This is a genomic window from Microbacterium sp. JZ101 (assembly GCF_053903175.1).
On record NZ_CP096400.1, the window covers coordinates 604677 to 627531 of the forward strand.

Genomic DNA, 22855 nt, shown 5'->3' on the forward strand with positions numbered 1-22855 from the left:
ATTGAGAGTAACCGGTTTCTCAGACGGGATCCCATGACAGAGCCGACCAGCGCCGCGCGGTACCGCAACCCGATCATCGACGCCGACGTCCCCGACCCCGATGCGATCCGCGTCGGCGACGTCTACTACCTCGTCGCCTCGAGCTTCAACCGCGCGCCCGGGCTGCCCGTGCTCGCCTCGACCGACCTCGTCAACTGGGAGATCGTCTCGCACGCGGTCGCCGGGAACACCCCGCAGGCCTGGTTCGCGCAGCCGCGGCATGGCGCCGGCGTCTGGGCGCCATCCATCCGCCATCACGACGGCCTCTTCCACATCGTCTACCCGGATCCGGATCAGGGCGTCTTCGTGGTGAGCGCCGCCGACGCGCGCGGGCCCTGGAGCGCGCCGCGGCTGCTCCTGCCCGGGCTCGGCGTGATCGACCCGTGCCCCCTGTGGGACGACGACGGCGCGACGTACCTCGTGCACGGGTGGGCGCGCAGCCGCGCGGGCCGCAAGAACGTCCTCAGCATCGTGCCGGTCGACGCGGCCCTCACGGCTGTCGTCGGGCCGTCGCGCGACGTCATCGACGGCGACGCGATCGACGGATGCGTCACGCTCGAGGGTCCGAAGCTCTACAAGCGCGACGGGTGGTACTGGATCCTCGCCCCCGCGGGCGGCGTCGCGACCGGATGGCAGTACGCCTTCCGCGCGCGCGACCCGTACGGGCCCTACGAGGAGCGCGTCGTGCTCGCGCAGGGCGACACCCCCGTGAACGGGCCGCATCAGGGCGCGTGGGTCGAGTCGGCCGACGGCGCGCACTGGTTCCTCCACTTCCAGGACCGCGGGGTCTTCGGCCGCGTCCTGCATCTCCAGCCGATGCACTGGGGCGACGACGGATGGCCCGTGCTCGGCGACCAGGGGCGCCCGGTCCTCGAGCACGCGTCGCCCCACGGGGCGCCCCAGGGCCCGCGCACGCTCGCGCGCGGCGACGGCTTCCCCGACGGGCTCCTTGGCGCGCAGTGGGGGTGGCAGGCGAATCCCGACGACGGATGGCTCCTCCCGGAACCGGGATGCCTGCGGATCGTCGCGGGGGTCGACGCGGGGAACCTGCGCACGCTGCCGCGCGTGTTCGGGCAGCCGCTGCCGGGCATCCCGTCCACGATGGCGGTCTCCCTCTCGCTCGACGGCCCGACCGGCACGCGCGCGGGCGCCGGCGTGCTCGGCCTCGACTACCTCTGGGCCGGGCTCCGCCGCACGGCCGAGGGCGATCGGCTCGTCGTCGCGACGCGGCATCGCGACGAGCCGGGGGAGACCGTGCGGCATGACGAGGCGGCGCCCGCGGGCTCCGTGCGGCTCGCGCTGTCGTGCGACGCCGACGGCGAGATCGCGGTGGCGGTGCGCGAGCCCGGCCATGACCGCGCGCTCCCCGTGCGCTTCCGCGCGGCGGAGGGGCAGTGGATCGGCGCCGAGTACGTGCTGTTCGCGGCGACCGGGGCGGCCCAGCACGCCACGGCGCGCTTCGCAGACGTCGAGATCGACGTGCGAGACGGGAGAAGATGAGCCATGGCGACGAAGCGCACCCGACGGCACCCCGTCCGGCAGACGACGATCTCCGACATCGCGGAGCTCGCGGGGGTCTCCAAGGCCACCGTGTCCCGCGTGATGAACGGCGTCCCCACGGTCGCCGAGGACATCGCCGAGCGCGTCCGCGCGGCGATCGACGAGCTCGGATACACGCCCAGCCAGACCGCGCGGTCGCTCTCGCTCGGGGTCAGCCGCACGATCGGCGTGCTCGTGCCCGACCTGTCGAACCCCATGTTCCACCAGGTCCTCCACGGGGTGCACCGGGCGGCCGCGGCCGACGGGTACCGCGTGCTCGTCGCCGACACCCTCGAGGACGAGGCCGGTGAGGCCGCATCGGCCATCGACATCCGCAACCGCACCGACGCCGTCGTCCTCATCGCGCCGCGCATGACACGACCCGAGCTGCTCGACCTGCTCCCGCGCGTGCAGCCGGTCGCGGTCGTCAACCGCACGACGGGCCGCAACGCGGCAGTCGCGCAGGTGGACTACGCGACCGGGATCCAGACCCTCGCGCAGCACCTCGTCGACCTCGGGCACGAGCGGATCGCGTTCCTCTCCGGCCCCGAGGCGTCGCGATCGAACCACGAGCGCCTGCGCGGGCTCATCGCCTTCCGCGAGGCGCACCCCGACATCGAGATCCGGGAGCTCGCGTGCGGGTCGGGCTTCGAGGACGGCTATCGTGCGTGGGACGCGGTGCGCGGCAGCGGCGCGACCGCCGTGCTCGCGTTCAACGACATCGTCGCCCTCGGTCTCCTCGGCCGTCTCGACGAGGAGGGGGTGCGCGTGCCGGACGACCTCTCCGTGACGGGCTTCGACGACATCCCCTTCTCGCGGTACTCCGCGCCGCCGCTCACGACGATGACGGTCGACCTGCCCGGGGTGGGGGCGGCCGTGTGGCGCGAGCTGCACGACGAGATCGGCGGCGGCCTGCGCCGCGACCCCGTCGTGTTCACGCCGGCTCTGACCGTGCGCGCGAGCACGGGGACCCGGCCATGATCGCGCTGCACGCGGGCGATGCGGCGGTCGCGCGGTACCGGGAGGGGCTCGACGTCGCTCCGCGCCTGTCGCCGCGCCCGTATCTCGAGGCCGTCACGCTCGGCGGCGAGGCCGTGACCGCGGTCGGGCCGGCCGATCACCTCCACCACCTGGGGGTGAGCCTCGCGATCCCCGACGTCTCGCGCGCCTCGTTCTGGGGCGGTCGCACGTTCGTCGCCGGGCGGGGCTCGACGATGCTCGACAACCACGGCGTCCAGCGCGTGCTCGCGCGGGACGCCGACGGCGACGGCGTCGAGGAGGAGCTCGCGTGGGCGGGCCCGGATGGCGCGGTGCTGCTCTCCGAGCGGCGCGCGCTGCGCATCGCCCCCGACCGCGACGGATGGCGGATGTCGTGGCGCTCGACCCTGACCGCCAGCGCCGGCGGAGCCGAGTTCGGCAGCCCGCACACGAACGGACGCGACGGCGCGTTCTACGGCGGGATCTTCTGGCGCACGCCCTTCGCCCGCGCGCTCGCCGTGTGCGCCGACGGCGAGGGCACGGACATCGCACACGGCTCCCGTTCGCCGTGGCTCGCGATCGTGGGCGAGCGCGCGACCGTCGTCGCCGCGACGGACAGCGGGCTGCCGTGGTTCGTCCGCACCGGCGGGTACGTGGGATTCGGGCCGGCCGTCGCGACCGTGCGACGGCGCGTGCTCGCGCCATCCGAGACGCTCGAGCTCGACCTCTCCGCGGTCGTCCTCGACGGGCCGGTCGCCGCCGACGACGCGGCGCGCATCGCGGAGCGGATCCGCACGGAGGTGAGGGCATGACCGTCGAGACGCCGCGCATCGGGATCGTGGGAATCCACGGCCACGGGGCATCGCACGTCCGCCGCGCGCTCGCGCTCGAGGAGCGCGGCGTCGCGCGCCTCGTCGCGGTCGCCGACCCGACGCCGCCCGCGCCGGGCGCGCTGCCCGCGCACGTGGTCCACGACGACGATGCGGAGGGCATGCTCGCGCGGGGCATCGTCGACGTCGCGATCATCTCGACGCCCATCCACACCCACGCCGCGATCGCGGCGGCCGCGCTCGATGCCGGGTGCGACGTGCTGCTCGAGAAGCCGCCGACCGCGACCCTCGACGAGTTCCACGCGCTCGCGGCCCACGCCGCGGCGCGGGGCGCGCGGGTGCAGGTCGGGTTCCAGAGCCTCGGGTCGGAGGCCGTGCCGTACGTGCGCGGCCTGGTCGCCGACGGCGCGATCGGCGAGGTGCTGCGCTACGGCGCGACGGGAGCGTGGGTGCGCGACGACCGCTACTACGCGCGGGCGGCGTGGGCGGGGCGGCGCCGCATGGGCGGCGTGGTCGTCGCCGACGGGGCGCTCACCAACCCGCTCGCGCACGCATCGGCGACGGCGCTCGCTCTCGCCGGCATGCAGCGCGCGGACGACGTCGACGGCATCGCGCTCGACCTCTTCCACGCGAACGACATCGAGGCCGACGACACCTCGGTCGCGCGGTTCGCCCTGCTCGACGGGCGGACGCTCACGACGGCCGTCACGCTGTGCGCCGCGCAGCGCGAGGAGCCCTGGGTGGAGGTCGTGGGAGCGCAGGGCACCGTGCGCCTGTACTACACGCTCGACGTCGTGCAGCTCGTGCGCGGCGACGGGCGTCCGCCCGTCACTCGCGCGTTCGGTCGCGCTCCGCTCCTCGAGAACCTGATCGACGCCCGCGCGGGCCGCGCGCCGCTCGCCGTGCCCCTCGCGGAGACCGGCGCGTTCATGCGCCTCGTCGACGCCGTGATGGCCGCTCCCGAGCCGCGCGCGATCCCCGCCGAGCACTGGACCGAGGCCGTCGACGACGCCGGCCGTCATCGCGTCGTCCGGGGCGTGGAGGCCGCGCTGCACGACGCCCTGCGCACGCAGCGGACGTTCACCGAGCTCGGCGCGCCCTTCATTTGTTGACAGCCCCGCTATATGGCACGATGGCTCCTGAATGGAGAGGAGACGCCATGACCTCGACGCTGCGGGTGGCACTCATCGGACACGCCTTCATGGGCCGTGCACACGCTCACGCCTGGAGGACCGCACCGCGGTTCTTCCACCTCCCGGCCCGACCCGAGCTGGCGGTCGTCGTCGGCCGCTCTGCCGAGCGCGCGGAGAGCGCCGCGCACGAGCTCGGAGCCGCGGGGTGGTCGGACGACTGGCGCGCCGTCATCGCGCGCGATGACATCGACATCGTCGACGTCTGCGCGCCGGGCGACGTGCACGCCGAGGTGTCGATCGCGGCGCTCGCCGCAGGCAAGCACGTGCTGTGCGAGAAGCCGCTCGCCCGCACGCTGCCGGAGGCCGAGCGGATGGCCGAGGCCGCGCGCACCGCGCCCGCGGGCACGCGCGCGATGTGCGGCTTCAGCTACCGCCGCACACCCGCGCTCGCCTACGCGAAGCGCCTCGTCGCGGACGGCCGCCTCGGCACCATCCGCCACGTGCGCGCGCAGTACCTCCAGGACTGGCTGACCGACGCCGACGCGCCCCTCACGTGGCGCCTCGACAAGGAGATCGCGGGGTCCGGAACGCTGGGCGACATCGGAGCGCACATCATCGACACCGCGCAGTGGCTCCTCGACGAGCCGCTCGAGGCGGTCTCCGCGCAGCTGCGCACGTTCGTCGCCGAGCGCCCGGTGCTCTCGGAGCAGCGCGGTCTCGGCGGACGCGCGGCGGCCGACGCCGAGCGCGGCCCGGTGACGGTCGACGACGCCGTCGCGTTCACCGCGTCGTTCGCGAGCGGAGCCCTCGGCGTGTTCGAGGCCACGCGCTTCGCGCTCGGGCACCGCAACGCGAACCGCATCGAGATCAACGGCGACCGCGGATCGATCGCCTTCGACTTCGAGCGGATGAACGAGCTCGAGTTCTACGACGCGGCCGACGCCGACGGCGAGCAGGGCTTCCGCCGCATCCTCGTGACCGAGCCGACCCATCCGTATGTCGACGCGTGGTGGCCCGCCGGCCACGGCCTCGGCTACGAGCACCTCTTCACGCACCAGGTCGTCGACCTCGTCACCGCCATCGCCGAGGAGCGCGACCCGTCGCCGAGCTTCGACGAGGCGCTCAGCGTGCAGCGCGTCCTCGACGCGGTCGAGCGCAGCGCAGCGGCCGACGCCGTCCTCACGCAGGTCGGGGGAGGCGCGTGACCCGGGCACTCGTCGTCCGCGGCGGATGGGACGGGCACAAGCCCGTCGAGTCGACGGACCTCTTCCTCCCCTTCCTCGAGGAGCGCGGCTACGACGTCCGCGTCGAGGAGTCGACCGCGGTCTACGCCGACGCCGACGCGATGGCGCAGACCGACCTCATCCTGCAGAGCGTCACGATGTCGACGATCGAGCCCGAGGAGCTCAAGGGGCTCATCGCCGCGGTGCGCGCGGGCACGGGCCTCGCCGGATGGCACGGCGGGATCGCGGACTCGTTCCGGAACAGCTCGGACTACCTGCAGCTCGTCGGCGGCCAGTTCGCGACCCACCCGAGCAAGGAGCCCGGCGAGCTCGTCGGCGACGCGAGCGACAACTACCTGCCGTACACGGTCGAGATCACCGAGCTCGGCCGCACGCACCCGATCACCGCGGGAATCGACGACTTCGCGCTCGAGACCGAGCAGTACTGGGTGCTGCACGACGACCTGAACGACGTGCTCGCGACCACGACGCACCCCGTGCGCCCGTGGCATCCGTGGCACCGGCCGATCACGTCGCCTGCGGTCTGGACGCGGCAGTGGGGCGAGGGGCGGATCTTCGTCGCCACGCCCGGCCACAGCCCGGACGTCCTGCAGGACGAGAACGTCCGCACGATCATCGAGAGGGGCCTGGTGTGGGCGACGCGCACGGCGTAGGCATCGTCGGACTCGGCAACATCTCGCGGCAGTACCTCGACGCGCTCGCGGGCCATCCCGAGATCCGCATCGTCGCGGTCGCCGACCTGTCGGAGGAGCGCGCGGCCGCGGTCGCCGCGGAGACCGGCGCGGAGGCGGTTCCGGCTGCCGAGCTCGTGCGGCACCCCGCGGTGCAGACGGTGCTCAACCTGACGATCCCGGCCGCGCACGCCGAGATCGCGCACGCCGCGATCGAGGCCGGCCGCGCCGTGTACGGCGAGAAGCCGCTCGCGGTCTCGGTCGACGAGGGGCGGGGGATCGTCGAGGCCGGCGCGCGCTCCGGCGTGGCGGTCGGCTCCGCACCCGACACGGTGCTCGGCACGGGCGTGCAGACGGCCCGCCGCGCGGTCGACGACGGCCTCATCGGGCGACCCGTCGCGGCATCGGCGACGATGATCACGGCCGGCCACGAGCGCTGGCATCCGAACCCCGACTTCTACTACCAGCCGGGCGGCGGCCCGATGCTCGACATGGGCCCCTACTACGTCTCGGCGCTCGTGACGCTGCTGGGGCCGGTGGTCGCCGTGAGCGGTGCGGCATCGCGCCTCCGCTCCGAGCGCGTGATCGGATCCGGTCCGCGCGCGGGCGAGACCATCCCGGTCGACGTCGACACGCACGTGACGGGCATCCTCGAGCACGCGAACGGCGCGATCTCGACGATCGTGACGAGCTTCGACGGCACGACGACGACCGCGTCGCCGATCGAGGTGCACGGCACCGACGGCACGCTCCTCGTGCCCGACCCCAACCGGTTCGACGGCGACGTCGTGCTGCACCGGCCGGGCGCCGAGCCCGAGACGCTCGCCGTCTCGGGCGGCTACGACGGGGCAGGACGCGGCGTCGGCCTCGTCGACTTCGTGCGGACCGCGCCCGGGGTCGAGCCGCGCGCGGGCGGCGCCATGGCGCTCCACGTGCTCGACATCATGACCGGCATCCTGCGCGCGGCCGAGCAGGGCGGGCGCGTCGAGCTCACCACGACCACCGAGCGCCCCGAGGCCGTTCCCTTCACCGCGCGGGAGGACTGGCACAGCTGATCCGCAGGGTCAAGCTCCCGGGACTCGCGCGCGGCGTCCGGCAGGATGGTGACGACGCGTTCGCGACGACAGGGGGAGCACGATGTTCAGACGACGCACGCCTCAGGCGCCGGCGCCCGCGCCGGTCGTGGCCGACGGCCGCACGCCGCGCCGGCTGTGGTCCGACGGGTTCGGCGCGCTCGCGACGCGCGCGGTGCAGATCATTGCGGTGGTCATCCTCGCCGCGGGGCTCGTCTACGCGTCGCAGACGCTGTCGGTCGTCGTCATCCCCGTGCTCCTCGCGCTGATCTTCGCGTGCGCGTTCGAGCCCCTCATGGGGTGGCTGCGGCCGCGGCTCGGGCCGTCGTTCTCGACGGCGATCGTGCTCCTCGCGATCGTGCTCGTCATCGGCGGACTCGGATGGGCCATGGTCTCGGCCGTGCGCAGCCAGTGGAGCGAGCTGTACGCGCAGGCGCAGGAGGGCTTCCTCCAGGTGGTCGCGTGGGTCAACACGCTGCCGTTCGCGCCAGACCAGGCGCAGATCGACGAGTGGATCGCGTCGGTGACCGACTTCTTCACGAGCGCGCAGTTCGGCTCTGGCGCGGTCGCCGGGGTCGGCGCCGTCGCGAACTTCGTGACGGGCTTCGTGCTCATGGTCGTCGTGCTGTTCTTCTTCCTCAAGGACGGCCCGCAGATCTGGTCCTTCCTCACGCGGCCGTTCGAGGGCGAGTGGTACGCGCGCGTGCAGCGCGCGGGAGCCAAGTCGGTGGACACGTTCGGCGCCTACGTGCGCGGAACGGCGGCCGTCGCCGCGGTGGACGCGATCGGCATCGGAATCGGGCTCTTCGTGCTCGGCGTGCCGCTCGCCTTCCCGCTGACGATCCTCGTGTTCCTCCTCGCGTTCATCCCCATCGTCGGCGCGACGGTCGCGGGCATCCTCGCCTCGCTCGTGGCGCTCGTGGCGAACGGCCCCATCGTCGCGGTCATCGTCATCGCGATCGTCGTCGTCGTGAACCAGCTCGAGGGCAACCTGCTCCAGCCCATCCTCATGGGGCGGGCGCTCAAGCTGCACTCGCTCGTCGTCCTGATCGCACTGGCCATCGGAACCGTGCTGGGCGGCATCCTCGGCGCGATCCTCGCCGCGCCGTTTGCCGCCGTGGTGTGGGGCATCGTGCAGGTCTGGGACGGACCGGCCACGCCCGCGCGCTGGGCGAGGCGGAAGGACCGGAGGGTCGGCGCGCGGGCGTGAGCGCGCTCAGCGCGCCGTCGCGGCGTCGATGAGCACCTCGGCCGCAGCGCGCGCCTGAGCCGCGACCTGCGGGTCGCCCGAGATGGCGGCCGTGCTCTGCGCGCCCTCCGCGAGGATCGAGAGCTGCGCCGCGAGGGCGGCGGGGGCGCCCGACGCCGCCACGAGCGCCGCCATGTGCTCCTGGAACGACGCCTTGTGCTCGCGGACGATGCGGGCGACCTCGGGATGCGTTCCGCCGAGCTCGCCGAAGGCGTTGATGAACGCGCAGCCCCGGAAGTCCCCCGTGCAGAACCAGTCCTCGAGATAGCGGTAGACCGCGAGCAGGCGCTCGCGCGGATCGTCGCCGGCGGCGGCGATCGCCCCGTCGAGCGCCGACTCCCACTGGCGATGCCGACGGTCGAGCACGGCCGCGACGATGTCGTTCTTGGCGGGGAAGAGCGCGTACAGGCGACGCAGCGACACGCCGGCCGCCGAGCGCAGCTCGTCCATGCCGACGGCCGCGTATCCCTTGCGGTAGTAGAGCTCCTCGGCCGCGGCGAGGATGCGCTCGCGTGCTTCTTCCTCGGTCATGCGCCCAGTCTACTTGACACGAGAACGATCGTTCTCTAGCGTGGACCTCACCAGCGAGAACGACCGTTCTCGGGGATCGAGAGGAAGAGATCATGGGCTACATCACCGTCGGCGACGAGAACAGCACCCCGGTCGAGCTGTACTACGAGGACCACGGGTCCGGGCAGCCGGTCGTGCTCATCCACGGCTACCCCCTGAACGGGCACAGCTGGGAGCGGCAGACGCGCGAGCTGCTCGCGCAGGGCTATCGCGTCATCACCTACGACCGCCGAGGGTTCGGCCAGTCGTCGAAGGTCGAGGCGGGCTACGACTACGACACCTTCGCCGCCGACCTGAACACGGTGCTCGAGACGCTCGACCTGCGCGACGTCGTGCTCGTGGGCTTCTCGATGGGCACGGGCGAGCTCGCGCGCTACGTGGCCCGCTACGGGCACGAGCGCGTCGCGAAGCTCGCGTTCCTCGCGTCGCTCGAGCCGTTCCTCGTCGCCCGCGACGACAACCCCGAGGGTGTTCCGCAGGACGTGTTCGACGGGATCGCGGCCGCCGCGAAGGGCGACCGCTTCGCGTGGTTCACGCAGTTCTACCGCGACTTCTACAACCTCGACGAGAACCTCGGATCCCGGATCAGCCAGGAGGCCGTGACCGCCAGCTGGAACGTCGCGATCGGCAGCGCTCCGGTCGCGGCCTACGCGGTCGTGCCCGCGTGGATCGAGGACTTCCGCGGCGACGTCGAGGCCGTCCGCGCCGCCGGCAAGCCGACGCTCATCCTGCACGGCACGAAGGATCAGATCCTCCCGATCGACGCGACCGCCCGCCGGTTCCACGAGGCCGTCCCCGAGGCGGACTACGTCGAGGTCGAGGGCGCTCCGCACGGCCTGCTCTGGACGCACGCCGACGAGGTCAACGCGGCGCTCAAGGACTTCCTCGCGAAGTAGCCCGCACGCGACGACGGCCCGCCCCGATCGGGGCGGGCCGTCGTCGCGTGCGGTGCCGTCGTCTCGCGCGGTGCCTCAGCCGCCGAGGGCCGCGGTCACGACCGCGCGCGCCTCCTCCTGCACCTGGCGGAGGTGCTCCTCGCCCTTGAGCGACTCGGCGTAGAGCTTGTAGACGTCCTCGGTGCCCGACGGGCGGGCGGCGAACCACGCGTGCTCCGTCTGCACCTTGAGGCCGCCGATCGCCGCGTCGTTGCCGGGAGCGTGCGAGAGCTTGGCCGTGATCGGCTCGCCCGCGAGCTCGGACGCCGAGACGTCGTCGGGGGAGAGCGCCTTGAGGGCGGACTTCTGCTCGGGGGTGGCCGGGGCGTCGACGCGCTGGTAGGCCGACGAGCCGTGCTCGGCCTCGAGCTCCGCGTAGCGCTGCGAGGGCGTCTTGCCCGTGACGGCGAGGATCTCGGCCGCGAGCAGGCACAGGAGGATGCCGTCCTTGTCGGTCGTCCAGACCGAGCCGTCCATGCGGAGGAACGACGCGCCCGCCGACTCCTCGCCGCCGAACGCGACCGAGCCGTCGAGGAGGCCCGGGACGAACCACTTGAAGCCGACGGGCACCTCGAGCAGGCGACGCCCGAGCGCCGCGGTCACCTTGTCGATCATCATCGACGAGACGAGCGTCTTGCCGACGGCCGCGTCCGGCGACCATCCGGGACGATGCGAGAACAGGTAGTCGATCGCGACGGCGAGGTAGTGGTTGGGGTTCATGAGCCCCGCGTCGGGCGTGACGATGCCGTGCCGATCGGCATCGGCGTCGTTGCCCGTGAGGATGTCGTACTCGTCGCGACGTGCGACGAGCGAGGCCATGGCCGACGGCGACGACGGATCCATCCGGATCTTCTCGTCCCAGTCGAGCGTCATGAACTTCCAGGTCGGGTCGACGTCGGGGTTCACGACGGTGAGGTCGAGGCCGTGCATCTCGGCGATGAGCGCCCAGTACTCGACGGATGCGCCGCCGAGCGGGTCGGCGCCGATGCGGACGCCTGCCTTGCGGATGGCCTCGACGTCGATGATCGTCGAGAGGTCGCGCACGTACGCCTCGCGGAAGTCGTACTGGCCGAGCGAGTCGAGGTCGATGTCGGCGTGCTTGACGCGCTTGACGGCGTCGAGGCCGCTCGCGATGAGCGCGTTCGCCCGGTCGGCGATCCAGCCGGTCGCATCGGTGTCGGCGGGGCCGCCGTGCGGCGGGTTGTACTTGAAGCCGCCGTCGGCCGGCGGGTTGTGGCTCGGCGTCACGACGATGCCGTCGGCGCGGCCCGGGTCGTCGGCGGCGCGGCCGCGGTTGTACGCGAGGATGGCGTGGCTGAGCGCAGGGGTCGGCACCCACGAGTCGCGCGCGTCGACGCGCACGTCGACGCCGTTCGCGACGAGCACCTCGATCGCGCTCCGCTCGGCGGGCAGCGACAGGCCGTGGGTGTCGCGCCCGAGGAAGAGCGGGCCGGCGATGCCCTGCTCGTTGCGGTAGTCGACGATGGCCTGGGTCGTCGCGAGGATGTGGTTCTCGTTGAAGCTCGTCGAGAGGCTCGAGCCGCGATGGCCGCTCGTGCCGAACGCGACCTGCTGCGCAGGGATCGAGGGATCGGGTGCGCGGTCGTAGTAGGCGGAGATCAGCTCATCGACGTCGATGAGGTCGGATGCTTCAGCGGGGAGTCCGGCACGGCTCGTCATAGGGCAAGTCTGCCCGGTCGAGGCCCTCCGTGCACAGTTCTTCGTCTCGGAGTCGTCGCAGAGCCGTCTAGGCTGATCGTCATGTCGACGGATGCCCCCGAACGCCGGACGTACAGCTATCTGGGGCCTGCCGGCACCTTCACCGAGGCCGCGCTCGCGCAGGTCCCCGAGGCGCGCGGCCAGATCTGGCGCCCGGTGAGCAACGTCGGGCAGGCGCTCGCCGACGTCGTCTCGGGACGCAGCGACGCCGCCATGATCGCGATCGAGAACTCGATCGAGGGCGGCGTCTCGAGCGCGCAGGACGCTCTCGCGACCATCCCCGGGCTCCGGATCGTCGGCGAGTACCTCGTGCCCGTGCGCTTCTGGCTCGTCGCGCATCCCGGGGCGTCTCTCGACGACATCCGCGCGCAGAAGCCGGTCGGCGTCGCGGGCCATCCGGTCGCCTACGCGCAGTGCCTCGGATGGCTGGCCGAGAACATCCCCGATCACGAGCACGTCGTCGCGTCGAGCAATGTGGCGAGCGCCGTGGGGATGCTCGACGGCTCGCTGCCCGCGCAGGTCGCGATCGTCGCGCCGGGCGTCGCCGAGCACCACGACGTCGAGGTGCTCGCGAAGGACATCGGCGACAACCCCGAGGCCGTCACGCGCTTCGTGCTCGTCACGCGCACGGTCGCGCCGGCCGCGCCCACCGGAGCCGACAAGACGTCGCTCGTCGCCGAGCTGCCGAAGGACGAGCCAGGAGCTCTGCTCGAGCTGCTCGAGCAGTTCTCGACACGCGGGATCAACCTGAGCCTGCTCGAGTCGCGCCCGATCGGCGACGCCCTCGGGCGGTACCGCTTCGTCATCGACGCCGACGGGCACGTCTTCGACGAGCGGATGGCCGACGCGCTGATGGGCCTGCGGCGCTTCAGCCCGAACGTGGTGTTCCTCGGCTCGTATCCGCGCGCCGATCGCCAGGTCGTCCATTACCCGCAGCGCTATGGGGACGAGGCGTTCGTCGAGGCGCGCGACTGGCTCCGCGGCCTCCTCGCCGGCGAGCCCGAGGCGTAGCCCTCCGTTCTCGGCCGTCCCGATCGTTCGGGGCTGTTGGGGCTGGCCGTTCAGGTCGTCGGGGCTGGCTGTCCGGGTCGCAGTTTGCGGCCTTCCGGGGCCTCCGGAGGACGGTTTCTGCGACCTGGGCGGATGGCCGGCTGTCCGGGTCGCAGTTCGCGGCCTCCCGGGGCCTCCGGAGGACGGTTTGTGCGACCTGGGCGGGTGGCCGGCTGGGGCTGGTTGTCCGGGTCGCAGTTTGCGGCCTTCCGGGGCCTTCGGGGGACGGTTTCTGCGACCTGGGCGGGTGGGCGACCGTTCAGGCCAGCGCGGCAGCGAGCAGCTCGACCGTCTGGAGGCGCCCGGGCGCCGCGTCCAGCGGGTCGGCGTCGTACGACCCGGCGGCGGGCGAGATCATGATCTCGTCGACACCGTGCTGAGCCGCGAACGCGCGCAGCTCGGCGGCCACGGTGTCGGGCGTGCCGACGAACCAGCGCGAGCGTGACTGCTGGATGAACGACTCCTCGAGCGCATCGGATGGCGCCGCGAGCGCCTCGTCGATCGTCTCGATCGGGCGCATGGGCTTGTTCGTGCGGAGGCGTGCGAACTGGCGCAGCTGGGGGAGTGCGCGCCGCTCGGCCTCCTCCGGCGTTTCCGCGACGACGACGTTGGCCGTGACGAACGACTTCGGTGCGTCCAGCCACGCGCTCGGCTTGAACTGGCTGCGGTAGAGGGCCATCGCGCGCTCGAGTCCGTCGCCCGCGAAGTGGTTGGCGAAGACGTAGGGCAGTCCGAAGCTCGCGGCCAGCTGCGCGGAGTAGTCGCTCGAGCCGAGCAGCCACACCTCCGGAGCGCCGGTCGCGGCCGGCGTCGCGTGCACGGCGTACTCGCCGCCCGAGGTGAAGCGCACGGTCGCGCCCTCCGGGCTCATGATCGCGAGGATGTCGGTCACATGGTCGGGGAACCGCTCCGCCTCGCTCGTCGTGCCCGAGCGGCGCAGGAGCTGCGTGATGACCGGGTCGCTGCCCGGTGCGCGGCCGAGGCCGAGGTCGATGCGCCCGGGAGCGAGCGCCTCGAGGGCCGCGAACTGTTCGGCGACGATGAGCGGCGCATGGTTCGGCAGCATGACGCCGCCCGACCCGATGCGGATGCGCGCGGTGCGCGCGGCCGCCGCCGCGATGAGCACGGGCGGCGTGGTCGACGCGACCGCGGGCATGTTGTGGTGCTCTGCGAACCAGTACCGGCGGTAGCCGAGCTCATCGGCGCGCTGCGCCATCTGCAGCGAGGCGGCGATCGCCTGGGAGCTGGACTGCCCCGTGCGGACCGAGACGAGATCGAGGATGGACAGAGCGGGAGCGGGTGCGTCGGACATCGCTCGAAGCAACCGCGCCGCGGGCGAGCGTATTCCTCTGCACGCCGAGAACCGCCGTGCTGCCCACGGCGCCGCGCACGCTGAGAGCGCTCACATGGAGCGCCTGCTAGCGTTGCGCCCGGTCGAGGAAACCGTCTGGGGCGGTCGACCGAGCCGGTATGGGTCTGGGGAGGGCCATACGTGGCGGTCCCTGCGATCCGCCGTCCTTCTCGGATTCTGCCTGCGCAGAAACAGTTCTGGGGAGGACTCATATGGGGAACAGCCCTGCCGGCGCGCCGCGTCGGCTCATCGCGGCGGGAGCGATCTCGGCTCTCGTGGTCTTCGGAGGGGCGGCTGTCGCCGCACCCGCCAACGCGGCCGTCGAGTACATCAACCCGTTCGAGGGGAGCGGTGCGTTCACGATCTACGCGCACCACGACGCGTCTCTCGGCAACGGGGAGCTCGAAGGCTCGATCGCCGTCGGCGGCGCGCTGTCGACGACCAGGGACAACTACCCCCTGATCCACCAGGCAGCGGGCCAGTCCACGTACACGGTGCCCGTTATCGACGGCGAGCCGGTGCGCCTGCTCGCGGGCTCGTACGTCGGCGGCGCGGGCCGAGGGATGGCCGTCACCAACCGGGGGTCGGTCGACGGGACGCCCGAGAGCGAGGCGATTGCGAAGCTCGTCGATACGTCGAACCTCACCGCAGCGCCGCGCGGCAGCGACTGGACGCGCCTCACGACAGACAGCGGCGCCATCCTCGACCTCGAGAAGCTGCCCTACTCGTCGGTCGCGCTCGCCGCTGTCGAGACCGAGCAGGCATCCGTCGCCGCCTATCTCGACGTGCCCTCGTACGGCGCGGCCGCTGCTTGCATGGCCGACACGTATGAGACCGACCGCGTCAATCACGTCGACCCGAACGTGCAGGGTGGGATGGCGTACCCGACCGGCTTCGCCGTCGACCGTCCGAATGTCATCGATTACGAGGACATCGAAGGCCTCATCGTCAAGCGCGACGGTTTCGCGGGCTACGAGCCGACCGCGCAGGCACCCCTGGTCGTCCGCGTCGCGCCGAGCACGACGACGATCGGCCCGATCAACATCGAGGGATGGAACGACCAGGCACGATCGTCGTACATCCTCATCGACGCGTCATCGGTCACGGGGCAGCTGATCATCGACGGACTCGAGTACGGAGCGGTCTTCGCCCCGAATGCGGACGTCACGTTCACGGGCAGTCGCACGCACAACGGGCAGTGGGTCACCGGATCGTTCACGTCGCAGGGCGGCGGCGAACTGCATCATTATCTTTTCCAGGGGCAGATCCCGTGCGAGTCGGGGCCCGGGACGGACGCCGATGCTGACACGACGGCGGCTGCGGATGCTTCCGCGGCTGCGGATGTCGACGCTGACGCGGATGTCGACGCTGACGCCGATGCGGATGCGTCTTCGGGTGCGGACAATGACGCAGGCGCGACGGCGGACGCCGATGCCGCCGCGGGCTCGGATCTCGACGCGGATGCGGACGTGGAGGCCTCAGCGGACGCGGATGCGTCTTCGGGTGCGGACGTTGATGCAGACCTGACGGCGGATGCCGATGCCGCCGCGGGTGCGGATGCCGACGCTGGTGCGACAGCAGACGCAGATGCGTCTTCAGGTGCGGACGTTGACGCTGAAGGGGCGTCGGACGTCGAAGCGGATGCGACGGCGGATGCCGATGCCGCCGCAGGGGCGGATGCCGGTGCTTCCGCGACGTCGGATGTCGATGCTTCCGCGGCTGCGGATGTTGACGCTGAAGCGACGTCGGATGTCGACGCGACGTCGGATGTCGACGCCGCGTCGGACGTCGCCGCAACGGCGGACACGCAGGCTGACGCCACTGCTGACGCGGGTGCGGACACGGACGCCGGTGCGACCGCCGACGCGAACGCCACAGCGGACGCGGGAACCCATGCCGAGGCGAACGCGAACGCGGATACGGACAGCGACGTTGGCGCAAACGCAGGGATGAACGCGGCGGCGGATGTCGCTGCTGCGGCGGCTGCGGATGCTGATGCGACAGCCGACACGGACGCTGACGCGGCGGCAGGGGCGGGCGCGACCGCTGATGCGGATACCGCAACGGGAGCGAACGCGACGGCCGACACCGACGCAACGGCGGACGCGGGAACTCACACCGACGCGAATGCCGACGCGAACGTGAACGCGAACTCGGATGCGCACAGCGACGTTGGCGCAAACGCCGGGACGAATGCGACGTCGGATGTCGATGCGACGGCGTCTGCGGACGTTGATGCGACAGCCGACGCGAATACCGACGCGAACGCGGGCGCGGCCGTTGACACGGCGGCGGGCGCGACGGCCGACGCGGATGCGACAGCGGACAGCGGCGAGGGCGCGGGCACGGATGCCTTAGCGTCGGCCGCGGCCGATGCCGCAGCCGATTCGGGCGTCAGCGACTCCGACAGCGGTGCGCTCACCCCGACCGGAGCGGACATCGCTCCGAGCGCGGTGGCGCTCGCCGTCGCGCTGCTGCTCGGCGGTGCCGCGATCATCGCCCTGCGTCGTCGCACGAACCGGGTCTGACTCAGCAGACCGGACGCTCGTTCAGGATGCCGCGCCCGCCTCGGGCGCGGCATCCTCTCGTTACCGCCCTACAGTCCCCAGTCGTCCGCGACGCGCGGGGCGATGTGGCGGACCCAGGGCGTCGACAGGTGGCTGTCGTCCTCGTAGACCGGGTACTCGTCGACGACGAGCGGGCAGCGTCCGTCGAGGCAGGCGTACCCGACGACGTCGATGTACTCGGCGCCGACGTCGGCGGCCTCCACGGCGGCCTTCGTGAGCGCGTTGCTGTCGTACTCGAGACCGCCCGGCGCCGAGATGCACGAGGCCTGCGTGGCGCCGGGTGCGGTCAGGCACTCGGCAGGGCCGGGGCGCGTGGGCACGTCGCCGAGCACGCGGATGTCATCGGTCACGCCGGCGAGCTCGGCGACCGACGCCTCGACCGCGGCGGACCACTGGTCGCGCGCGCTCACCCCTCCGCGGCCATCCTGCAGGAAGAGCATGCCGCGCGCGGTCGTGAAGATCGTGTCTGGTCGCAGCTCGGCGAGCTCCGCGCTCGTCCAGCTGCGGAACGCGTCGCACTCCTCCTGCGTCATCGCCTTGGCCGCCTGGTAGACGGGGTAGTGCGCGCACGCGAGCTTCGCGAACATCCGCACCTGGTAGCCGCGCTCGCGGCCGATCTCGTCGAACGCCGGCAGCCACATCGCCGCGTGCGAGTCGCCGACGAGGGCGATGACGCGGTCGGCGCTCTCGTCGCCGAAGACGCACTCGGGGGCGCTCCTCTGGCCATCCGTCGCGAAGCATCCCTCGCCGACCGCACCCCAGTTGTCCTTCGTGAGCGCCGAGCCGTCGATGGACGGAGGGATGGGCGCGCCCTCCTCGGCGAGGCGGAGCGCGGTCTCCAGCTCCCACGCCACGTCGGGGGTGCCGCCGAGCTGGGTGAAGCCGCTCGTCTCGCCGCTCTCGAACCACGCGGCCGCCGCGCGGTCCGCGGCCTGGTCGCGGTAGTCGGCCAGAGCCGTCGCCGCGAGCGCGCCGACGAGCACGACGGCGACGGAGGCGGGCCAGAGAGCGAGCGCGCGTCGCCCCTGCGAGATGAACGGGATGCGCCGGTGATGGAACGGCACCTCGACGAGGTGGTAGCTGACGGCCGAGAGAGCCACGGCGACGCCCACCGCGAGCGCCCCCGACGCGAGAGGCGGCGTTCCGTCGGGAAGGATGGCCGGCACGAGCAGGATCGCGGGCCAGTGCCAGAGGTAGAGCGAGAACGACACATCGCCGATCCATCGCAGGGGGCGCAGCGACAGCAGGCGCCCGACGAGGCAGTGCGGACCCGAGGCGAGCAGCAGCACAGTGCCGATCGTCGGCACGAGGGCCTGCCATCCCGGGAACGCGGAGCCGGCGTCGAACGCGACCGCCGCGACGGCGATGAGGATGGCGCCGAGCAGGCTCGTGAGGGCGCGCCACGGTGCGCGGAGGGTGGCGGGCAGCACGCACGCGAGCAGAGCGCCCGCGGCGAGCTCGTACGCGCGAGCCGGGGTGTTGAAGTAGGCCGCCGCGGGGGAGGAGGCCGTGTAGAGGAGCGACCAGGCGAGCGAGCCCGCGAACACCGCGGCCGCCGCGATCGTGAACGCCCGCCGCGACAGACGTGTGAGGACGAGCATCGCGAGCAGCGGCCAGACGAGGTAGAACTGCTCCTCGACCGCGAGCGACCAGTAGTGCTGCAGGAGCGACGGCTCGCTCGAGGAGAAGTAGTCCGTGCCCTGCGCCGCGAGGTGCGCGTTCGCGAGGAAGACCGCCGACCACCGCGCGTCTGACGTCGTCTGCGCGACCTGGGTCGTGGGCAGGAGCGCGGCCGCGGCCGCGAGCACTGCGAGGATGACGACGGTCGCCGCGGGGAGGATGCGCCGCGCGCGCCGCACATAGAAGTCGGCGATGCTGATCCGACCCGTGCGCTCGTGCTCGCGCAGGAGAAGGCCCGTGATGAGGTAGCCCGAGATCACGAAGAACACGTCGACGCCGATGAAGCCGCCGTCGAGGCGCGGCACGCCCGCGTGCGCGAGGACGACGAGCCCGACCGCGATCGCGCGGAGCCCCTGGATGTCGGTGCGCCAGGTGCCGCGCCGCGCGGGCTGGCCGGTCGCGGGCACGCGCGTGTCGGGGGCGGCTGTCGTCTGCATCGCGAGAGACCATACGACGTCGAGCCGAGGAAGTCCGGCAAGCGCGGGCCGGCTCTGCCCGGGGTGTTCGCACGCGGGGAGATAGCCTCGGGAGTATGGGCGTCGAGGTGTTCGTGATTCTCGTCTGTTCCGTCGCGGTCGCGGCTTTCGCCCGATGGCGAGGATGGCCGGCGCCGCTGGTCGTGACCGCGGTCGCGCTCGCGGCCTCGCTGCTGCCGTTCGTGCCGACGGTCGAGATCGACGGTCACCTGCTGCTCAACCTCACCCTGCCCCCGCTGCTCTACTCGGCCGCGCTCGAGGTGTCGTTCGTGAGCTTCAAGCGATCGCTTCCGCACATCCGCCGTCTCGGCGTCGGCCTCGTCGTCGTGACGGCCGCGGCCGTCGGTCTCGTGGCGTGGCTCATCATGCCCGAGCTCACGATCGCGGGCGCGCTGCTGCTCGGCGCGATCGTCGGGCCGCCCGACGCCGTGTCGGCGGCCGCGATCGCCCGGAAGCTCGGGCTGCCGCGCCGCGTGATGACCGTGATGTCGGGTGAGAGCCTCATCAACGACGCGACGTCGCTCACGCTCGTGCGCGTCTTCGCGGCCATCGTCGCGGGAGCGACCGTGACGGTGTGGGATGGCGTCGTCGAGTTCGCGCTCGCGGTGGTCGTCGGCGTCGCGGTCGGCCTCGTGTTCGGCATCGTGCTGCACCAGCTGCGCCTGCGGATCAGCGACCCGGTCGTGACGGGGACCGTCGGCCTCCTCGTGCCGTTCGGCGCCTACGCGGTCGCCGAGCAGCTGCACGGATCGGGCGTCCTCGCGGTCGTCGCGATGGGGCTGTACGTCGGCTTCAACGCGCCGAAGACGCGGTATGTCACGCGGCAGCAGGATGGCCCGCTGTGGTCGTCGATGGACTTCCTCCTCGAGAGCTTCGTCTTCGCGTACATCGGCCTCCAGCTGCCCGACGTCGTGCGCGAGCTGGGCGGCGTCTCGGGCGTGCAGACGCTCGTGCTCGCGCTCGCCGTGCTCGTCGTGGTCCTGCTCGTGCGCCCGGTGTTCGTGTACGCGAGCTATGCGTGGGGTCAGATGTGGCAGCGGCTCCGCCTGCTGCGGTGGAAGCACGCGGCCGAGGAGTTCCGCGCGAACCCCGACAGCCCGCGGGCGCGGATGGTCCGCCGGCAGCGCGAGCGCCTCGAGCGGCACGGTCGCCCCGTGACCGAGAAGACCATCCGCCAGCGGATCATCGAGCCCCCGATGTCGGTGCAGGAGCGGGCGGTCGTCTCGTGGGCCGGCATGCGCGGCGTCGTGACTCTCGCGATGGCGGCGGCCTTGCCCGACCTCACCGAGGGCGGGATGTCGCACGGGAACGTCGAGGTGCTCATCGTGTGCGCGTTCGTCGTCACGGTCGGGACGCTGCTGCTGCAGGGCCTCACGCTCGCGCCGCTGATCAAGGCGCTCGGCGTGAACGCCGACGCCGAGCGCGCCGCCGATGCCCGCCAGCTCGAGGCCATCCGCCGGCGCAGCGCCGAGGCCGGGCGCGAGTACCTGCGCGTCAAGCAGCAGGAGTGGGCGGAGCTGTACGGCGACGACTCGATCGACAAGTTCAACAAGGTCGCCCGGTCGCTGCTGCGGGTCGAGAAGAACGCCGATAAGGCCGAGCGGGCGCTCGAGCGCGCGGAGGGGGCCCCGCCGATCCTCAAGCGCCCCAGCTATGAGAGCGTGCGCGACCTGTCGAAGGGGTGGCTCGAGGTGCGCCGTCAGGTGCTGCTCGAGGAGCGCGATCGCGGCAACCTCAGCGAGGAGGTCATGCGCGAGCTGATCACCGCCATGGACGCCGAGGAGCTCGCGCTCGACACCCGCGGGAACCTGCGGCCGCCGACCCGCTGAGGCGCGACCATCCGAGGACGACGAAGGCGGCCATCCGATCGGATGGCCGCCTTCGTGCGGAGATCAGGCGATCAGGCCTTGGCGCCGACGGGCTCGGCGTCCTCGCGCTCGGACTCGTCGATGAACGGCAGGCCCGCGCGCTCGGCGTCGTAGAGCTCCTCGTCGAGGATCCCTTCGCGCTTCGCGACGATCGCGGGGACGAGCGCCTGGCCCGCGACGTTGACCGCCGTGCGGCCCATGTCGAGGATCGGGTCGATGGCGAGCAGCAGGCCGACGCCCTCGAGGGGCAGGCCGAGCGTCGAGAGCGTCAGCGTGAGCATGACGGTCGCGCCGGTCGTGCCCGCGGTCGCGGCGGATCCGACCACCGAGACCACGACGATGAGCAGGTACTGGATCAGCGTGAGCTGGATGTCGAAGAACTGCGCGACGAAGATCGCGGCGATCGCGGGGTAGATCGCGGCGCAGCCATCCATCTTGGTCGTGGAGCCGAACGGGACCGCGAACGATGCGTACTCGCGCGGAACGCCGAAGTTTCGCTCGGCGACGCGCTGCGTGAGCGGCAGGGTGCCGATCGACGAGCGGCTGACGAAGCCGAGCTGGACGGCAGGCCACACGCCCGTGAAGAACTGCTTGATCGAGAGGCCGTGCGTCTTCACGAGGATCGGATACACGACGAAGAGGACGAGGGCGAGGCCGATGTAGATCGCGAGGGCGAACCACGCGAGCGACGTCAGGCGCTCCCAGCCGTACTCGATGACCGCGTTGCCGATGAGGCCGAGCGTGCCGATCGGGGCGATGCGGATGATCCACCACACGACGCGCTGGATGACCTTCAGCAGCGACTCGGTGAAGACGAGGAACGGCTCGGCCTTGCGGCCGGCGCGCAGCGCGGCGGCGCCGACGACAGCGGCGACCACGATGATCTGCAGGATGTTGAAGTTGACGCTCGAGGTGAGAGCGCCGTCCTCGGCGGCGTACGTCGAGACGCTCAGACCGAGGAAGTTCTGCGGGATGAGGCCGAGGAGGAAGTCCCACCACGAGCCGACGCGCGACGGCTCGGAGGTCTCCAGGCCCGCGCCCGCGCGGTTGCCCGGCTGGAGCAGGAGGCCGAGGCCGATGCCGATGACCACGGCGATGAAGGCCGTGATGGCGAACCAGAGGATGGTCTGGCCCGCGAGGCGCGCGGCGTTCTGCACGCGACGCAGGTTGGAGATGCTCGCGACGATCGCCGTGAAGACGAGCGGCACGACGGCGGTGCGCAGGATCGTGACGTACGAGCTGCCGATCGTGTCGAGGGTCGCGGCGAGCGGGTTCGGCTCGCCGTCTGCACTCGCGCCGATCGAGCGGCCGACGAGGCCGAGCACGATGCCGACGACGAGGGCGGCGATGATCTGGAAGCCGAACGAGGTGTAGAAGGGGCGCTTCGCCTTGACGGGGCGCGCCGACGCGGTGCTGCTGCTGCTCATGATCTCCTGTGGCGGCGGGGATCTCCCACCCGGCACGAGGGTCTACTTTAAATCCGCCTGAATAGGTGAAGGGCCGATGAGGCGCAGGAAGTCGTCACGTGACGACATGTGTCGGGGACGGTGGATGGCGCGGGGCGCGACGGTCAGACCGCGCTGCGGCGGGCGTCTGACCTCGGGGTCGTGAACATCTCCGGAGTGAGTCCGTCGATGAGGTCGCCCGGCTCGACGCCGAGGGCCGCCGCGATGCGCACGAGCGAGTGGATGTTCATCATCGACCGGCCGCTCTCGTAGCTGCGGATGTTCGACGAGTCGATGTTCGCCTCGACGGCCAGCTGGTCCTGCGTCTTCGTCTGCCGCCGGCGGATCTCGGCGATGCGCTCGCCCACGTAGGCGGCGGCAGCGGAGGACACGCGGGGCACCAGACAAGCGTTGTCGGCACCGGTATCTCGCGCCAGG

General features: G+C 72.1%; 18 protein-coding genes. 12 read left to right on the forward strand and 6 right to left on the reverse strand.

Annotated elements, in window-relative coordinates:
- The first annotated feature begins 33 nt into the window (after positions 1–33).
- The 8 genes from M1D56_RS02745 to M1D56_RS02780 all read left to right on the forward strand — a co-directional run bounded on the left by M1D56_RS02745 (position 34) and on the right by M1D56_RS02780 (position 8717).
- Positions 34–1539: a family 43 glycosylhydrolase gene (locus tag M1D56_RS02745; RefSeq protein ID WP_456284615.1), complete on the forward strand. Its 1506-nt coding sequence runs from the start codon at positions 34–36 to the stop codon at positions 1537–1539.
- Between the two features lie 3 nt (positions 1540–1542).
- Positions 1543–2559 (forward strand): LacI family DNA-binding transcriptional regulator, encoded by a 1017-nt coding sequence (locus M1D56_RS02750; protein WP_456284616.1) that lies wholly within the window; start codon positions 1543–1545, stop codon positions 2557–2559.
- The gene (locus M1D56_RS02755; RefSeq protein WP_456284617.1) at positions 2556–3368 is read left to right on the forward strand and encodes a DUF6807 domain-containing protein; all 813 of its coding nucleotides are present in this window, start codon (positions 2556–2558) and stop codon (positions 3366–3368) included. The genes M1D56_RS02750 and M1D56_RS02755 overlap by 4 nt, the downstream gene beginning before the upstream one ends.
- On the forward strand, positions 3365–4498 hold the full coding sequence (locus M1D56_RS02760) for a Gfo/Idh/MocA family protein (protein WP_456284618.1): 1134 nt from the start codon (positions 3365–3367) through the stop codon (positions 4496–4498). Before M1D56_RS02755 ends, M1D56_RS02760 begins: the two co-directional genes overlap by 4 nt.
- Positions 4499–4545: 47 nt before the next feature.
- Positions 4546–5724: a Gfo/Idh/MocA family protein gene (locus M1D56_RS02765; RefSeq protein WP_456284619.1), complete on the forward strand. Its 1179-nt coding sequence runs from the start codon at positions 4546–4548 to the stop codon at positions 5722–5724.
- Entirely contained in the window at positions 5721–6416 is a 696-nt protein-coding gene (locus tag M1D56_RS02770) for a ThuA domain-containing protein (protein ID WP_324012532.1), read from the forward strand. The genes M1D56_RS02765 and M1D56_RS02770 overlap by 4 nt, the downstream gene beginning before the upstream one ends.
- Complete coding sequence (locus M1D56_RS02775; RefSeq protein WP_456284620.1) at positions 6395–7489, forward strand: Gfo/Idh/MocA family protein; 1095 nt, start codon at positions 6395–6397, stop codon at positions 7487–7489. The genes M1D56_RS02770 and M1D56_RS02775 overlap by 22 nt, the downstream gene beginning before the upstream one ends.
- 82 nt (positions 7490–7571) lie before the next feature.
- The gene (locus M1D56_RS02780; protein ID WP_456284621.1) at positions 7572–8717 is read left to right on the forward strand and encodes an AI-2E family transporter; all 1146 of its coding nucleotides are present in this window, start codon (positions 7572–7574) and stop codon (positions 8715–8717) included.
- Between the two features lie 6 nt (positions 8718–8723).
- Here M1D56_RS02780 and M1D56_RS02785 read toward each other — a convergent pair whose 3' ends face one another.
- Positions 8724–9287, reverse strand: coding sequence for a TetR/AcrR family transcriptional regulator (locus M1D56_RS02785; RefSeq protein ID WP_271173172.1), 564 nt, complete (start codon positions 9285–9287; stop codon positions 8724–8726).
- Positions 9288–9379: 92 nt separating this feature from the next.
- Between M1D56_RS02785 and M1D56_RS02790 the strand changes: the two genes are divergently transcribed.
- Positions 9380–10222 carry an alpha/beta fold hydrolase gene (locus M1D56_RS02790; protein WP_456284622.1) on the forward strand — a complete coding sequence of 281 codons (843 nt, stop codon included), beginning with the start codon at positions 9380–9382 and terminating at the stop codon, positions 10220–10222.
- Between the two features lie 75 nt (positions 10223–10297).
- On the opposite strand, the gene pgm is transcribed toward M1D56_RS02790, so the two are convergent.
- Positions 10298–11941 (reverse strand): phosphoglucomutase (alpha-D-glucose-1,6-bisphosphate-dependent), encoded by a 1644-nt coding sequence (gene pgm, locus M1D56_RS02795; protein ID WP_456284623.1) that lies wholly within the window; start codon positions 11939–11941, stop codon positions 10298–10300.
- A gap of 81 nt (positions 11942–12022) precedes the next feature.
- Between pgm and pheA the strand changes: the two genes are divergently transcribed.
- Complete coding sequence (pheA, locus tag M1D56_RS02800) at positions 12023–12991, forward strand: prephenate dehydratase (protein ID WP_282979023.1); 969 nt, start codon at positions 12023–12025, stop codon at positions 12989–12991.
- A gap of 298 nt (positions 12992–13289) precedes the next feature.
- Here the strand turns inward: pheA and M1D56_RS02805 are convergent, their stop codons facing one another.
- Positions 13290–14342, reverse strand: coding sequence for an LLM class flavin-dependent oxidoreductase (locus M1D56_RS02805; protein WP_455971141.1), 1053 nt, complete (start codon positions 14340–14342; stop codon positions 13290–13292).
- A gap of 251 nt (positions 14343–14593) precedes the next feature.
- Between M1D56_RS02805 and M1D56_RS02810 the strand changes: the two genes are divergently transcribed.
- The gene (locus tag M1D56_RS02810) at positions 14594–16909 is read left to right on the forward strand and encodes a collagen-binding domain-containing protein (RefSeq protein WP_456284624.1); all 2316 of its coding nucleotides are present in this window, start codon (positions 14594–14596) and stop codon (positions 16907–16909) included.
- A 68-nt stretch (positions 16910–16977) separates the two neighbouring features.
- Here M1D56_RS02810 and M1D56_RS02815 read toward each other — a convergent pair whose 3' ends face one another.
- Positions 16978–19065, reverse strand: coding sequence for an acyltransferase family protein (locus M1D56_RS02815; RefSeq protein ID WP_456284625.1), 2088 nt, complete (start codon positions 19063–19065; stop codon positions 16978–16980).
- A gap of 95 nt (positions 19066–19160) precedes the next feature.
- Between M1D56_RS02815 and M1D56_RS02820 the strand changes: the two genes are divergently transcribed.
- The gene (locus M1D56_RS02820) at positions 19161–20933 is read left to right on the forward strand and encodes a cation:proton antiporter (protein WP_456284626.1); all 1773 of its coding nucleotides are present in this window, start codon (positions 19161–19163) and stop codon (positions 20931–20933) included.
- A 71-nt stretch (positions 20934–21004) separates the two neighbouring features.
- Here the strand turns inward: M1D56_RS02820 and M1D56_RS02825 are convergent, their stop codons facing one another.
- A complete protein-coding gene (locus M1D56_RS02825) occupies positions 21005–22399 on the reverse strand; it encodes a dicarboxylate/amino acid:cation symporter (protein WP_455971146.1) in 1395 nt (464 codons plus the stop codon).
- Between the two features lie 143 nt (positions 22400–22542).
- Complete coding sequence (locus tag M1D56_RS02830) at positions 22543–22818, reverse strand: helix-turn-helix domain-containing protein (RefSeq protein ID WP_271173157.1); 276 nt, start codon at positions 22816–22818, stop codon at positions 22543–22545.
- Positions 22819–22855 lie beyond the last annotated feature (37 nt).